Here is a 14,675-nt window from a genome sequence, read left to right on the forward strand (position 1 = left end):
GGCAGGGACCTTTCCCCGCCCCTACGCCAGGTCGGTGAGGATGCGGCGGGCGGCGTTGTGACCGGCCGCGCCGATCACGCTGCCCGCCGGGTGGCAGCCGGCGCTGCCGGCGTACAGGCCGTCGATCCCGGTGGCGTACGGCATCCGGTCGGTGAACGAGACCGTGTTGTCGACGTGGTGGATGTGCCCGCCGGTGATCCCGAAGTGCGCCTCGATGCCGGGTGGGGTGAGCGGCACGGCGTCGGCGATCAGGTCGCCGGTGCCCGGGGCGTAGCGCTCGCAGATCTCCACGAGCTGGTCGACGTAGCCGGGCAGGGCGTCGTCCCAGGTGGTGCCGGCCAGCTCGTACGGCACCGACTGCACGAAGAGCGCTGACGAGTGGTGCCCGGCGTCGTCGCGCAACGACGGGTCGACTGTGGTGTGCAGGTACCACTCGATGGTCGGCTCGGCCGGCAGCCGCCCGGCCCGAACGTCCGCCCACATCCCGCGCAGCGCGGTCATCGGGGACGCCGATCCGCCGCCGACCAGGCTGGCCGAGCCGGGGAGCAGGTGGATGGTGGAGCCGAACGGGCTCGGCGCGTCCGCCGGCAAGCACGAGAAGCGGGGCAGCCTGCTCAGCGCCAGGTTCACCTTCAGCGTGCTGCCGGTGCGGCGGACGGCCGTCATCCGTTCGGTGAGCGGGGCCGGTAACGCGCCGTCGGGCACCAGCCCCATCAGCCGGTACGGGTCGCAGGCCCCGAGCACCACGCGGGCGCTGACCGTCCGGCCGTCGGCGAGGGCCACGCCGGAGACCGCGCCGCCGTCGAGGAGGACGGCGGTGACCGGCGTACCGGTGTGGATGCTCGCCCCGGCGGCGCGGGCGGCCTCGGCGAAGGTCCGGGAGACGGTACCCATCCCGCCCTCGGCGATCATCCAGGTTCCGTCCGCGCCGGGCAGCCGGCACATGTTGTGCACCAGGAAGTTGTGTCCGGTGCCCGGGTCGTCCGGGCCGGCGTTGAGCCCGGAGAGCCCGTCGGTGACCGCGTACATGCTGACCAGCAGTTCGGAGCGGAAGTCGAACCGGGCCAGGTAGTCGGCGACGGAACCGCGTACCAGCGCGGCGAAGGTCTCGCGCAGGGCGGGGCGGACGTACCGCTGCGCGGTCTCCTCGACCGGCAGCGGCTCGGCGAGCCAGGCCGGGGCGAGGTCCTCGCGGAGCGCGGCCAACTCGGCCTGCATGGCGTCGTCGGCGGCCACGTCGGCGGGGGAGAAGAACTCCGTGAGCTGGGCCCGGGTGGCCGCCCGGTCGCTCCCCATCAGCAGGTACGGCGAGCCGGGCCCGCCCGGGGTGGGCAGGAAGTAGTGCGGGTCGCGGCGCAGCACGGGGATGCGCACGTCCAGCGTGGCGAGCAGCTCGGGCGGCATCAGCCCGAGCAGGTACGAGCCGGTGGAGTGGCGCAGGCCAGGGACCTTCGGGAACGGGTTCTCCGTCCGGGCGGCCCCGCCGATGGTGTCGGCGGCCTCCAGCACCACCACACGCAGGCCGGCACGGGCCAGCAGGACGGCGGAGACCAGACCGTTGTGCCCGGCTCCGACGATCACGACGTCGGCTCGGGACGGCAGCTCGGTTGTCATGCCCGGGCAGCCTAGTGCGACCGGGCCCGCTGCGGGGCCACCCGGACCGTCGCCCGGGGCGTACCGGACGGGTCGGCGGCGGGGCTGAGCTGGGCGACGAAGGTGGCCAGTTCGGTCTCGAAGAGGGCCTCCGGTTCGGTGACCGCCCAGCGCAGGTGGTCGAAGACCTCCATGGCGATCAGGCCGTAGATCCGGGTCCAGCCGCTGAGGAAGGCGTAGGCGACCTCCAGCGACAGGTCGCCGTGACTGCGGCGCAGCGGGGCGAGCCGGTCGCCGAGGTGCTTCTCCAGGAACTCCCGGGGCGGGGTGCGCAGCCCGGCCCGCTCGGCGAGGGTGGCCAGCGGACGGACGAAGACCGTGCCGAGCCGCGCGCCGGGGTGGTCCTCGTCGCCGCAGGCGTCGGTGAACTCCTCCAGCCCCGGCACCGGGTTGCCGAAGATCAGGGTGAACTCGGCGCGGTTGTCGACCCCCCAGCGGCGGAACGCCCTGCTCATGGCGAGCAGCTGGTCGAGGGGGTCGTCCCCGGCGGCGTCCCGGGCCGCCTCGACGGCCTCGCGCAGCTCGTCGTAGAAGTCCGCGGCCAGGCCGGCGATGAGCGCCTCCAGGCTGGGGAAGTAGCGGTAGATCGCGGGGGCGGTCATGCCCATGTCCCGCGCGATGGCCCGCAGCGAGACGGCGTCGAGTCCACCCGTCACCAACAACCGCCGTGCTCCGTCCTTGATCTCGGAGACGGTTGCCGTACGGAGGCGTTCGCGCCGACTCGGTGGGGTCACTGCGGCAGGGCTCCTTGACGGACGAGAACGCCGTTGCGTAAGTTAACGGCGTTCACTCAAATGATCGACAGTTACATCCTACGACCTCGGGGTCGGTGAAGGGAGATGCGATGTTCGCCTGGTGGGGGCGGGTGGTGGTGCGGCTTCGCTGGGCGGTGCTCGCCGCCGCGCTGGCCCTGGTCGCGGTCGGCGCGACCTGGGGTGCGGCGGTCTTCGACCAGCTGACCGGGGGAGGCTTCGACGATCCGGCCAGCGAGTCGAGCCGGGCCGTCGTCCGGATCACCGAGGAGCTGGGGCCGCAGGGCGCGGACGTGATCGTCCTCTTCTCCAGCGACACGACCACCGTCGACCAGCCGGCCTTCCGGGACCCGGTCGCGGCGACCCTGGCCCGGTTGCGCGGGCACGCCGAGGTGAGCCAGGTCACCAGCTGGTACGAGACCCAGGCACCCACCCTGGTCAGCGACGACCGGCGGGCCACCTACGCCCTGGTGCAGCTGCGCGCCACCGACGTGGACGACAAGACCGCCGCGTACGGCGACCTCGTCCCGGTCTTCGACACCCCCGGCGTGCGCACCGAGACCGGGGGCACGGTGCCGTTCAACCACGTGGCGAACGAGCAGACCACCGAGGACATCACCAAGGCCGAGATCCTCTCCATGCCGGTGCTGCTGGTGCTGCTCATCCTGATCTTCCGGGGCCTGGTCGCCGCCATGACCCCGCTGCTCATCGGTGGTCTGGCCATCCTCGGCGCGTTCATCGCCGTCCGCCTGCTGAACATGGTCACCGAGGTGTCGATCTTCGCGATCAACGTGATCACGCTGATCGGCCTGGGCATGGCGATCGACTACGCGCTCTTCGTCGTCAGCCGGTTCCGCGAGGAACTGGACGCCGGGCGCGACGTGGGATCCGCCATCAGTCGGACCATGGCCACCGCCGGCCGTACCGTGCTGGTCTCCGGGGTGATCATCGCCCTGGCCATGTCCAGCCTGCTGATCTTCCCGATGGCGTTCCTGCGTTCCATGGCCCTCGGTGGGGTGGCCGCCGTCCTGATCGCCATGCTCGCCTCGTTGACCGTGCTGCCGGCCCTGCTCGTGGTGCTCGGCCCACGGATCAACGCGCTGCGCGTACCGCTGCCGAAGCGGCGGCGTGCCCAGCCGGCGGTGACCGGTGGCGCCTGGGCCCGGATCGCCCGCAGCGTGATGCGTCGTCCGGTGCCCTACCTGCTCGGGGTCCTGGCGGTGCTCGCGGTGCTCGCGGTGCCGTCGTTGCGGATGGAGTTCGGCGGCTTCGACGAGCGGGTGCTGCCGGCCGGCTCCGAGCCGCGGGTGGTCGCCGACCGGATCAGCGAGGACTTCCCGGGCGGCACGGTCGCCCCGATCGACGTGCTGGTCTCCGGCGCCCCGGTCGAGCAGGTCCAGCCCTTCGCCGACCGGGTGGCCGGGGTCGAGGGGATCACCGGGGTGACCGTTGCCGCCAACCGGGGCACCTCCACCCTGCTCAGCGTCACCTACACCGGCGAGCCGACCGGGGACGTCGCCCAGGACGCGGTCCGGGCGATCCGGGAACTGCCCGCGCCGGACGGCGCGGAGGTCCTCGTCAGCGGACGCCCCGCTGCCGACTACGACCTGCTCGAGAGTCTCTCCGCCGGGCTGCCCTGGATGGCGCTGCTGATGGCGGCGGCCACGCTGATCGTGCTCTTCCTCGCCTTCGGTTCGGTGGTGCTGCCGATCAAGGCGGTCCTGATGAACCTGGTCTCGATCGGCGCGTCCTTCGGCGTGGTGGTCTGGATCTTCCAGGACGGGCACTTCGCCGATGCGCTCGGTTTCACGCCGACCGGCTTCGTCGAGCCGAGCAACCCGATCTTCATGCTCGCGGTCCTGTTCGGCCTCGCCACCGACTACGAGGTCTTCCTGCTGTCCCGGGTGCGCGAGGAATGGGACCGCAGCGGCGACAACACCGCGTCGGTCGCGGCGGGCCTCCAGTACACCGGGCGGATCATCACCGCCGCCGCGTTGCTGCTGATCGTCGTGGTGGCCGGGTTCGCCACCGGCGGCATGGCCTACATCAAGCTGGTCGGCATCGGCATGATCGTGGCGATCGTGGTGGACGCCACGCTGGTCCGGGCGCTGCTGGTGCCGGCGAGCATGCGCCTGCTCGGTCGGTGGAACTGGTGGGCCCCGGGACCGCTCGGTCGGGTCTACCGCCGGTACGGCATCCGCGAGTCGGAGTCCGGGGACGACGAAACCGCCCCGACCGGTGAGCGTCACGCCGCGTTATCCCGATAGGGACTGCGATCAATGCCCCGACGGCCGTAGTGTCGTCGGGGCATTGACGTTTATCTCTGGAGGTAACCGTGGAGCGTCGTACCGTCCTGCGCGCCGCCATCCTCGGCGCGGGCACCGCCACCTTCGCCGGAGCACTCTGGCAGCAGGCCTTCGCCGCCGTCGCCCAGCCCGGCCCCAGCCCGTACGGCGACCTGCTCCCCGTCGACGCCAACGGGGTCGAGCTGCCCGCCGGCTTCACCAGCCGGATCATCGCCCGCTCCGGCCGGGTGGTCTCCGGTACCGGCTACCTGTGGCACCCCGCGCCGGACGGCGGGGCCTGCTTCCCGACCGCCGACGGCTGGATCTACGTCTCCAACTCGGAGATCCCGCTGCTCGGCGGGGCGTCCGCGGTCCGCTTCCGGGCCGACGGGTCGATCGCGTCGGCGTACCGGATCCTCTCCGAGACCAACCTGAACTGCGCCGGCGGTGCCACCCCGTGGGGCACCTGGCTCTCCTGCGAGGAGACGCCGCTCGGTCTGGTCTACGAGACCTGGCCGGACGGCAGCCGCGCGGCGGAGGAACGCAGCCGGATGGGCCGTTTCAAGCACGAGGCCGCCGCCTGCGACCCGGACCGGAAGGTGGTCTACCTGACCGAGGACGAGGGGGACGGCTGCTTCTACCGGTTCGTCCCGGACGTCTGGGGCGACCTGCGCAACGGCCGGGTGCAGGTGCTCTGCGCCCCCGCCGACCAGGTCGCCGGCCCGGTCACCTGGGCCGACATCCCGGACCGGGACGGCTTCCCGACCCCCACCCGCAAGCAGGTCGGCGCGGCCAAGCGCTTCGTCGGCGGCGAGGGCTGCTGGTACGACCGGGGCGTCTGCTACTTCACCACCAAGGGCGACGGTCGGGTCTGGGCGTACGACGCGGTCAACCAGCGCCTCGACCTGGCGTACGACGACTCGCTGGTGCCGGCCGGCACCGCCACGCTGACCAACGTCGACAACATCACCGGCACCCGGGGCGGTGACCTCTACGTGGCCGAGGACGGCGGCAACATGGAGATCAACCTCATCACGCCGGGCGGGGTCGTCGCCCCGTTCCTACGCCTGCCCGGACAGTCCGAGTCGGAGATCACCGGCCCGGCCTTCTCGCCGGACGGCCGCCGCCTCTACTTCTCCTCCCAGCGCGGTCCGGGCGGCGGCATCGCCGGCACCGACGGCATCACCTACGAGGTCACCGGCCCGTTCCGGTCCTGACACCACCGCCACCCCCGGTGATCATGTGCTCGGGTCGTTCCCGGCCCGGCATGGTCACCGGGAGGTGGCACGGCCGGGGGAGAGGGACCGGCGGGCGCGCCAGCGGGAGAGGGCGAGGGTGGCCGAGTAGCCGGCGAGCACGATCACGTGGAAGAGGTAGAGCCAGAGCAGGACGGCGACGCCCCCGCCGATGGCGTCGAAGCCGCCGAACGGCACCCCGAGGTCCAGGGGCAGCGAACAGAACAGCACGAAGCCGTGCACGAACCCGGAGAGGTTCGCGGCGGTGAAGGAGCCGATGGCCAGCGCGGAGAGCCAGTCCGGGGTCGCCGGCCCGACCACCCGGAACACCCAGAGCAGCACCGGGGTGAGCACCAGCCACACCGACAGGAACGACAGCACCACGCCGAGCGCGCCGATCCAACCGCCCTGCCGGACCAGCCGGGTGGTCAGCGGCAACGCCACCAGGATCGACAGCAGCAGGGCGGGGGCCGGCGCGAGCAGCGGCAGGAGCAGGAGCCGGCCGCGCCAGCCGACCAGCGACTCGTCCGGGTCGGGCGGGGTGGCAACCGAGACGAAGGCGCGGCGGAAACCCTCGCCGTACAGCGACGCCGGCAGCAGGGAGGCGAGCGCGAACACCGGGGTCAGCTCCAGGCCGCCGTCGACCAGCGCGGCCACCGCCCGGTGCGCGCCGATCTCGGTGGGCAGCGTCTCCACCGCGTACGACGCGAGCCGGCGCACCCGGTCCGCCCCGGCGAGCAGCCCGGTCAGCCAGATGGCCAGCAGGGCGACCGGCACCACGGCGATCGCCCCGTAGAACGTGATCGCGGCGGCGTGCAGCGACAGGTCCCGGCCGCGTACCGGCCGGAAGGCCCCCCGGGCGATCCGTGTCGTGCGCTGCCATCCGCTGCCCATCGCCGGCTTATTCCCCGTGGCCGGGGACGGCACGCATTACGATCCCGCGACATGGCTGTCATCACCGAGACGGAACGCCTGCTGGTCCGCCCCTGGACGCGGGAGCCGGCCGACCTGGACGCCCTCTACGACATGTACTCCCGACCCGAGGTGGTGCGCTGGTTCGGCGGCGGCATCCTGCCGCTCACCGCCCCGGAACAGGCGGTCGAGCTGCTGCGGCGCTGGGAGCTGCGCGGTTCCCGCGACGGCTGGTACGACATCTGGGCGGTCGAACTGCGCGGCACCGGGCAGGTGGTCGGCACCACCATGATCAAGCAACTGCCCGGCCCGGACGACCCGGTGCTGACCGACGACATCGAGGTGGGCTGGCACCTGCACCCTGACCACTGGGGCCACGGCTACGCCACCGAGGCGGCCCGGGCGCTGATCGACCGGGAGTTCGCCCACACCCCGACCGAGACGATCCACGCCGTCGTCCACCCGGGCAACGAGCCGTCGAAGGCGGTGGCCCGCCGGCTCGGCATGAGCTACGTCGGCCTGCGCACCGACTGGTACGGCGGCACCGAGGTCGACACCTTCGTCCTGCACCGGCCGACGCCCGGCTGACCGGGTCGGCCCGATCCTGACCGGCGGGGTCGCACGTCGACCGGCCGGCGTCGGTCACCGCACCCGGGTCCAGCCGACGAACCGGGTGAAGAGGTCGGCCCTTCCGGCGTCGGGCGAACCGGTGTCGATCCGGTCGGCGATCGCGTCGTACAGGAGCGCGGAGAGGTGGAGCGTCAGGGCGATCCGGTTGTCGGCGTACTCGGTGCGCAGGCCCAGTTTCGCCGGCTGGCACGGCCAGGGCGCGGCGCAGACCCGGCACCGCCAGGTCGGCCGCGCGGCCACGTGCCGGCGCAGGTCGGCCAGGGACACGCCGCTCACCGTCGCCGCCCCCGTCCGCACCGCGAGGCGACCCGGGGCGCGCAGGTCCGCCGGACGGGCCGGGCACGCGGTGGCGGCGGAGCGGGTGGTTCCACCGGTACGGGAGTCAGCCGGTCCGGGCAGGGCCAGCGCAGCCCGCAGACGCAGTACCGACCGAACCGCGACCAGTCGCGGCGGTGCCGGGGTGCCAGCGGTACGGGGTCGTGACGACGTGCCATGTCGGTCCTCTCGTCGGGCGTCTGTTCACACTCTGCGGTCGCTCGACTACGGTCGGAAGATGGCGCGTCGCCCCAGCGGAGGGCGTGCCGGTCGGCCCGTCCGGGGTGACGGGTGGTGGCGGCTGTCGGCGGAACTGTGGTGGGGGTGTGATGGTTGCTGGCCGGGTGTCGACCCTGGAGTTCCTCGGTGGGGAGTTGCGCCGGGCGCGCAAGGAATCCGGGCTGAGTCAGGAGGAGTTGGCCCAGCGGATCAACTACTCGTCCTCGCTGATCGGCATGGTGGAGATCGGGCACCGCACGCCCTCGCAGGACTTCGTCGCCCGCGTCGACGCGGAGTTGCGGGCCGGTGGCCTCTTCGAGCGGCTGCTCACCCTGGTCCGCGCCGACGCCGCGCCACCCTGGCTGCGCGAGTGGATCTCGGTGGAGAAGGAAGCCACCCTGATCCGCTGGTTCGAGCCGTCTCTCGTCCCCGGCCTGCTGCAAACCGAGGCGTACGCCCGCGCGGTGCTCGGTGGTGGTGGCATGCTGCGGCAGAGCGAGATCGAGCAGCGGGTGAGTTCACGTCTGGAGCGGCAGGCGATTCTGTCCGGTGACGATCCACCCGAGTTCGTGGTCGTCATCGATGAGGCTGTCCTGCATCGCAGGGCCGGTGAGCCTGCGGTGATGCGGGAACAGTTCGAGCACCTGCTTCGGGTCTCCGAGCGACCTCATGTCCATCTACATGTGGTGCCGGCGGACGTCGGTATGCATGCCGGTCTGGCCGGGCCCTTCATCCTGGCCAAGACACCGGACGGAGCTGAGGTGGCGCATCTGGACAACCCGCTGTGGGCGCACGTAACCGACCGGCCGGAGGACGTTGATAGCCTTCAGCGCAGATGGGAGAACCTCCGTGGTGAGGCTCTGCCACGAAGGGCGTCTCGGGACCTCGTTCGGGAAATGGCGAAGTCATGGACCTGACCGGTGCGGTGTGGCGGACATCCACCCGCAGTGACAACGGTGGCTCCACCTGCGTGGAGGTGGCGACGAACCTGCCGGAGGTGGTCGGCGTACGCGACAGCAAGGACCGGCAGGGACCGGTCCTGAGCTTCCGACCGGCCGCGTGGGCCGCCTTCACCGGGGCCCTTGTCGGTGGCAGGTTCACCGCCGACACGTCGAACACCTCGCGGAGATGGGCACCCCTCCGCTCAGCATGATCCAGGGGCTTCCGGTAGTTCCGGCGCTGGTGTCTGCGACCTGAACGTCGGATTGCAGCGGTCAAGGGGCAGTGGTTCGACCACTGGACCGCGACGATGAACGTTCGTCCCGGCCAAGGTCCTCTCCCCTGAAACGTCAGCGCCAGCTATCCGCCGCCGAGCAGTCAAGGCGTGGCAGGCAGCGAAGAAGGCGGCCGAAGCCGTGGCTGGGACACGTTCGGATTGCGGCCAGGGAGTGTTGGCATGTTCAACTCCAGGGTAGGTAGTTCAGGAAGGGCGAAGGACTGGTGACGTCTCCGGACCAACGGGCCGACGCGGTTGACAACTTCCTGTCCAGAGGTGATATAAGTGCGAATCGCGCCCAAGTTGTCGTAGCGGAGTTCCCGGAAACAGCCAAGTCTATTTCTGGTTGGATCCAAGACGCTGCGGCCGTGCGAGACTGGCGCCGAGTTGAGCGGCTCGCCAACCTGGCCGCTCTGCTCAGAGCACCCGGATTGGGTGAGGTGCTTCAGTCGATACTTAGTTCTGACGTTCGTGATGGCCTGAATGAAGAGGATTTGGTTGACATTCTCGGCGAGATAGGGGCGGTTGGTGCCGCAAGGACAATCTTCCAAGTTGTCGAGCGGTCGCTGGAGACCGATGCTCCGGCCTACTGGCTTTGTCAGAAGGCTATCGGTGCCCTGTGTGATATTGGCACCGAGGAGGCTCGCCGTTACCTTTGCGAGATGACTACCGATTCGTGGCCGGACCCCATTCGGTGGCATGCGGCAGTAGGCCTGTGTGTGGAGGACGAGTTGGGGTTCGACGAGGATTCGATGTTGGAGTAACTTCGCAATCAGATAGCATAAGCGCGCACGCGTCCGTCTTCTGACCGCTACAGGGGCCCGCTCGGTTCTACTGGCTCCATCGGTGCCAGGCCATCGGCATGGTGTGACGCAATTGCGCGCACAGCAACAGGCGCATAGTGATCGGTGTGCAGGGGGTCAGGCTTTTGTGTGGGGCGGGGGCGGGAGCGGGAATGCGGATAACAGTGAGCATGAGCGCTTTGGAGTTGGTCATCCGACGTTGATCGCCTGCCCCTGCCCGGAGTCGGACTGGGTGTGCGACGCGGTGCGGCGAGGGCTGCGAGGACTAGGCTGGGTCGAGCAGGATGGTCCGCTGAGGGGGTGAGCCCGATGGCCCAGGCAGCGTTCGCGCCCGAGCCGGCGCAGCAGCCCGCCGAGCCGTCGTTCGACGTGCTGCGCTGGCATGACGAGCCGTGGACCGCTCAGCTCGCCCTCGACCTGTTGCCGGAGACCAACGGCCCCAAGGTTGAGGTCCTGAGCGGAAGCGTGATCGTGACACCCCACGCCGGATACGACCATCAGGATGCCGAGCTGGATCTTGCCTACCTGCTCAAGCAGGCGGCGAGGCGCGCGAAGCTCTGGCTCTACATCGAGGCGAACGTGGTGTCGGGGCACGATCTCTTCATTCCCGACATCGTCGTCCTCGACGTTCCTGCCGGCGGGCGCACGGCGATGGACATCCGGCATGCCGTGCTGCTCGGTGAGATCGTCTCGCCTGGCAACCGACGCAAGGACGTCATCGACCGGCCGCGCGAGTACGCCGCTGCGGGAGTGCCGTTCTTCCTCCGCGTCGACCTGCGTAACCGGGTACCCACCCTTGCGCTCTTCGAGTTGACGGAGGGGGAGTACCGGCCGGTGGCGGCGGCTGCCGCCGGCACCCGGTTCCTCATGCGGGAGCCGTTCGAGTTCGCCGTCGACCCGGCCGATCTGCTTGGCGAGGAGGCGCTTCCGGAGGACTCCGGCGACGAGGGCTGAGGCTCCCGGCGGGCGGTTCGCGCGGCTGGGGAAGAATGGCCGGGTGACTTCTCCCCGGAACCTCGTCCTGCTCGGTTCCACCGGTTCCATCGGCACCCAGGCCATCGACATCGTGCGGCGCAACCCGGACCGCTTCCGGGTGGTCGCGCTCGGCGCGGGTGGCGGCAACGTCGCGCTGCTCGCCGCCCAGGCCCTCGAACTGGGTGTCGAGGCGGTCGGGGTGGCGAAGGCGTCCGCCGCCCAGGACCTCCAGCTCGCCTTCTACGCCGAGGCGAGCCGGCGCGGGTACGCCACCGGCGACTTCCGGATCCCGAAGATCGTGGCCGGGCCGGACGCGATGACCGAGCTGGCGCAGTGGCCCTGCGACGTCGTGCTCAACGGCGTGGTCGGCTCGCTCGGGCTCGCGCCGACCCTGGCCGCGCTGCGCGCCGGGCGTACGCTCGCGCTCGCCAACAAGGAGTCGCTGGTCGCCGGCGGCCCCCTGGTGAAGGCCGCGGTGGCCCGGCCGGGGCAGATCGTCCCGGTGGACTCGGAACACTCGGCGCTCGCCCAGTGCCTGCGGTCCGGGTCGCGGGCCGAGGTGCGGCGGCTGATCGTCACCGCCAGCGGCGGCCCGTTCCGGGGGAAGCGGCGCGACGAGCTGACCACGGTCACGCCCGAGCAGGCGTTGGCGCACCCGACCTGGAACATGGGGCCGGTCGTCACCATCAACTCGGCCACCATGGTCAACAAGGCGTTGGAGGTGATCGAGGCGCACGAGTTGTTCGACGTGCCGTACGCCGACATCACCGTGATGGTGCACCCGCAGTCGGTGATCCACTCGATGGTCGAGTTCGTCGATGGCTCCACCATCGCCCAGGCCAGCCCGCCGGACATGCGGCTGCCGATCGCGCTCGGCATCGGCTGGCCGGACCGGGTGCCGGACGCCGCTTCGGCGGTCGACTGGACGACCGCCCACACCTGGGAGTTCGCCCCGCTCGACGACGAGGCGTTCCCGGCGGTCGCGCTGGCCAAGGCGGCCGGGGAGGCCGGGCGGTGCCGCCCGGCCGTCTACAACGCGGCGAACGAGGAGTGCGTGGCCGCCTTCGTCGCCGGTCGACTGCCCTTCCTGGGCATCGTCGACACCCTGGAGCGGGTGCTGGAGGAGGCTCCCGACTTCGACGAACCAGGTACCGTCGAGGACGTGCTCGCCGCGGAGTCCTGGGCGCGCGCGCACGCGCAGCAGATCATCGCGGCGTCGGTGGAAGGAGCTTGATGGCGTACCTGCTCGGGGTGGTGCTCTTCGCCCTTGCCATCCTCGTCTCGGTCAGCCTGCACGAGGCGGGGCACATGGTCACCGCCAAGGCGTTCGGGATGAAGGTCACCCGCTACTTCGTCGGTTTCGGCCCCACTCTCTGGTCGTTCAAGCGGGGTGAGACCGAGTACGGCCTCAAGGGCATCCCGCTCGGCGGCTTCTGCAAGATCGTCGGGATGACCCCGCAGGACGACGACGTCGACCCGGCCGACGAGCCCCGGGCGATGTGGCGGTACCCGGTCTGGAAGCGGACCATCGTGATGTCCGCCGGGTCGGCCACCCACTTCGCCCTGGCCATCGTCGCCCTCTGGCTCGCCGCCGTCTTCATGGGGCTGCCCAACCCGGACTTCCCGACCAACGAGGAGCAGGCCCGGCAGGAGCCGGCGGTGATCGCGCTCGGCGAGTGCGTGGTGCCGGAGAACACGGTCCGCGAGTGCACCCCCGCCGACCCGGCCAGTCCGGCCGCCCAGGCCCAGCTGCGCAGCGGCGACCGGATCACCTCCCTCAACGGCACCCCGATCGACAACTACGGCCAGCTGCTCGTCGCGTTGCGTGCCGCCGCCCCGGGCAGCACCGCCGAGATCGGCTACGTCCGCGACGGCCAGCCGGCCACCGCCCGGGCCACCCTGGCCACCACCCAGCGGCCCCCGCTGGACGACACCGACGGCCCGGTCGGGCCGGTCGCCGCGCTCGGCGTCGGCCTGCGTCCCAGCACCCCGGCGATGGTCACCTACGGCCCGGTCGACGCCCTCGGGGCGACCGCCGACTACACCGGCAACATGGCCGTCGGCACGTTCGAGGCGATGAAGCGCATCCCGGAGAAGGTCCCCGCCCTCTGGGAGGCGATCACCGGCGGCGAGCGGGACGTGGACACCCCGATCAGCGTGGTCGGCGCGAGCCGGCTCGGCGGTGAGGCGGTCGCCAACGACGCCTGGGAGCTGTTCGTCCTGCTCTTCATCTCACTGAACTTCTTCGTCGGCGTGTTCAACCTGCTGCCGCTGCTGCCGCTGGACGGCGGTCACATCGCCATCGCCTGGTTCGAACGGGCCCGTTCCTGGCTCTACGCCCGGTTCGGCCGGACCGACCCCGGCCGCGTCGACTACCTCAAGCTCATGCCCGTCACGTACGCGGTGATCCTGGTCGGTGGCGTGTTCACGCTGCTGACCATCACGGCGGACGTCGTCAACCCGATCACGCTCTTCTCAAGGTGAGTGCCTGAAGTGACCGCTGTCAGTCTCGGTATGCCCGTCGTGCCACCCCCGGCCCTGGCTCCCCGCCGCGCCAGTCGGCAGATCATGGTCGGCACGGTGCCCGTCGGTGGCGGTGCCCCGGTCTCCGTGCAGTCGATGACCACCACCCTCACCGCCGACGTCAACGCCACGTTGCAGCAGATCGCCGAGCTGACCGCGTCCGGCTGCCAGATCGTCCGGGTGGCCGTGCCGAGCCAGGACGACGTGGAGGCGTTGCCGGCCATCGCGAGGAAGTCGCAGATCCCGGTGATCGCCGACATCCACTTCCAGCCGAAGTACGTCTTCGCCGCGATCGACGCCGGCTGCGCCGCCGTCCGGGTGAACCCGGGCAACATCCGCCAGTTCGACGACAAGGTCAAGGAGATCGCCAAGGCGGCCGGCGACGCGGGCGTGCCGATCCGGATCGGCGTGAACGCCGGCTCGCTGGACAAGCGGCTCCTCGCCAAGTACGGCAAGGCCACCGCCGAGGCCCTGGTCGAGTCGGCGCTCTGGGAGTGCTCGCTCTTCGAGGAGCACGGCTTCCGGGACATCAAGATCTCGGTCAAGCACAACGACCCGGTGGTGATGATCCGGGCGTACCGGCAGCTCGCCGAGCGGTGCGACTACCCGCTGCACCTGGGCGTCACCGAGGCCGGTCCGGCGTTCCAGGGCACCATCAAGTCGGCGGTCGCGTTCGGCGCGCTGCTCGCCGAGGGGATCGGCGACACCATCCGGGTCTCGCTCTCCGCCCCGCCGGTCGAGGAGATCAAGGTCGGCAACCAGATCCTGGAGTCGCTGGGCCTGCGGGAGCGCGGCCTGGAGATCGTCTCCTGCCCGTCCTGCGGCCGGGCCCAGGTGGACGTCTACAAGCTCGCCGAGGAGGTCACCGCCGGTCTGGAGGGGCTGCCCGTCCCGCTGCGGGTGGCCGTGATGGGCTGCGTCGTCAACGGCCCGGGTGAGGCGCGCGAGGCCGACCTCGGGGTCGCGTCCGGCAACGGCAAGGGGCAGATCTTCGTCAAGGGCAAGGTCGTCAAGACGGTGCCCGAGGCGCAAATCGTGGAGACGCTGATCGAAGAGGCGCTCCGGATCGCCGAGGAGATGGGCGCGGAACTGCCCGAGGACCTGCGCGGTCTGGTCGGCGGCGCGACGGTCACCGTGCACTGAACCCCGACCACCCG

General features: G+C 71.0%; 14 protein-coding genes. 10 read left to right on the forward strand and 4 right to left on the reverse strand.

What is annotated here, in order from left to right:
• Positions 1 to 21: 21 nt before the first annotated feature.
• On the reverse strand, positions 22 to 1,614 hold the full coding sequence (locus tag IGA62_RS20030; protein ID WP_145819355.1) for a phytoene desaturase family protein: 1,593 nt from the start codon (positions 1,612 to 1,614) through the stop codon (positions 22 to 24).
• 11 nt (positions 1,615 to 1,625) lie between these two features.
• Positions 1,626 to 2,387: a TetR/AcrR family transcriptional regulator gene (locus IGA62_RS20035; protein WP_145819354.1), complete on the reverse strand. Its 762-nt coding sequence runs from the start codon at positions 2,385 to 2,387 to the stop codon at positions 1,626 to 1,628.
• Between the two features lie 110 nt (positions 2,388 to 2,497).
• On the opposite strand from IGA62_RS20035, the gene IGA62_RS20040 reads away from it, so the two are divergent.
• Both IGA62_RS20040 and IGA62_RS20045 read left to right on the forward strand, forming a co-directional pair.
• Positions 2,498 to 4,672: an MMPL family transporter gene (locus IGA62_RS20040; protein WP_145819353.1), complete on the forward strand. Its 2,175-nt coding sequence runs from the start codon at positions 2,498 to 2,500 to the stop codon at positions 4,670 to 4,672.
• Positions 4,673 to 4,740: 68 nt separating this feature from the next.
• Positions 4,741 to 5,907 (forward strand): alkaline phosphatase PhoX, encoded by a 1,167-nt coding sequence (locus IGA62_RS20045; RefSeq protein ID WP_145819352.1) that lies wholly within the window; start codon positions 4,741 to 4,743, stop codon positions 5,905 to 5,907.
• Between the two features lie 54 nt (positions 5,908 to 5,961).
• Here the strand turns inward: IGA62_RS20045 and IGA62_RS20050 are convergent, their stop codons facing one another.
• Positions 5,962 to 6,819, reverse strand: a complete 858-nt coding sequence (locus IGA62_RS20050; RefSeq protein WP_145819351.1) for a YhjD/YihY/BrkB family envelope integrity protein — start codon at positions 6,817 to 6,819, stop codon at positions 5,962 to 5,964.
• Positions 6,820 to 6,870: 51 nt separating this feature from the next.
• Here IGA62_RS20050 and IGA62_RS20055 point away from each other — a divergent pair, with 51 nt between their 5' ends.
• Positions 6,871 to 7,425: a GNAT family N-acetyltransferase gene (locus tag IGA62_RS20055; RefSeq protein ID WP_145819350.1), complete on the forward strand. Its 555-nt coding sequence runs from the start codon at positions 6,871 to 6,873 to the stop codon at positions 7,423 to 7,425.
• A 54-nt stretch (positions 7,426 to 7,479) separates the two neighbouring features.
• Here the strand turns inward: IGA62_RS20055 and IGA62_RS20060 are convergent, their stop codons facing one another.
• Complete coding sequence (locus tag IGA62_RS20060; protein WP_232624717.1) at positions 7,480 to 7,743, reverse strand: hypothetical protein; 264 nt, start codon at positions 7,741 to 7,743, stop codon at positions 7,480 to 7,482.
• 368 nt (positions 7,744 to 8,111) lie between these two features.
• On the opposite strand from IGA62_RS20060, the gene IGA62_RS20065 reads away from it, so the two are divergent.
• From IGA62_RS20065 to ispG, 7 genes are all read left to right on the forward strand, one after another.
• Positions 8,112 to 8,918: a helix-turn-helix domain-containing protein gene (locus tag IGA62_RS20065; protein WP_232625111.1), complete on the forward strand. Its 807-nt coding sequence runs from the start codon at positions 8,112 to 8,114 to the stop codon at positions 8,916 to 8,918.
• On the forward strand, positions 8,909 to 9,154 hold the full coding sequence (locus IGA62_RS20070; RefSeq protein ID WP_145819347.1) for a DUF397 domain-containing protein: 246 nt from the start codon (positions 8,909 to 8,911) through the stop codon (positions 9,152 to 9,154). The genes IGA62_RS20065 and IGA62_RS20070 overlap by 10 nt, the downstream gene beginning before the upstream one ends.
• Before the next feature lie 431 nt (positions 9,155 to 9,585).
• The gene (locus IGA62_RS20075) at positions 9,586 to 9,981 is read left to right on the forward strand and encodes a hypothetical protein (RefSeq protein ID WP_145819346.1); all 396 of its coding nucleotides are present in this window, start codon (positions 9,586 to 9,588) and stop codon (positions 9,979 to 9,981) included.
• 348 nt (positions 9,982 to 10,329) lie between these two features.
• The gene (locus tag IGA62_RS20080; protein ID WP_145819345.1) at positions 10,330 to 10,974 is read left to right on the forward strand and encodes a Uma2 family endonuclease; all 645 of its coding nucleotides are present in this window, start codon (positions 10,330 to 10,332) and stop codon (positions 10,972 to 10,974) included.
• Positions 10,975 to 11,017: 43 nt separating this feature from the next.
• Positions 11,018 to 12,229 carry a 1-deoxy-D-xylulose-5-phosphate reductoisomerase gene (dxr, locus tag IGA62_RS20085; protein WP_145819344.1) on the forward strand — a complete coding sequence of 404 codons (1,212 nt, stop codon included), beginning with the start codon at positions 11,018 to 11,020 and terminating at the stop codon, positions 12,227 to 12,229.
• Positions 12,229 to 13,479, forward strand: a complete 1,251-nt coding sequence (locus IGA62_RS20090) for a M50 family metallopeptidase (protein ID WP_145819343.1) — start codon at positions 12,229 to 12,231, stop codon at positions 13,477 to 13,479. The genes dxr and IGA62_RS20090 overlap by 1 nt, the downstream gene beginning before the upstream one ends.
• A 9-nt stretch (positions 13,480 to 13,488) precedes the next feature.
• Positions 13,489 to 14,661 carry a flavodoxin-dependent (E)-4-hydroxy-3-methylbut-2-enyl-diphosphate synthase gene (gene ispG / locus IGA62_RS20095; protein WP_145819342.1) on the forward strand — a complete coding sequence of 391 codons (1,173 nt, stop codon included), beginning with the start codon at positions 13,489 to 13,491 and terminating at the stop codon, positions 14,659 to 14,661.
• Positions 14,662 to 14,675: the final 14 nt, after the last annotated feature.

The organism is Micromonospora sagamiensis (assembly GCF_014680085.1).
Lineage (GTDB): Bacteria > Actinomycetota > Actinomycetes > Mycobacteriales > Micromonosporaceae > Micromonospora > Micromonospora inyonensis.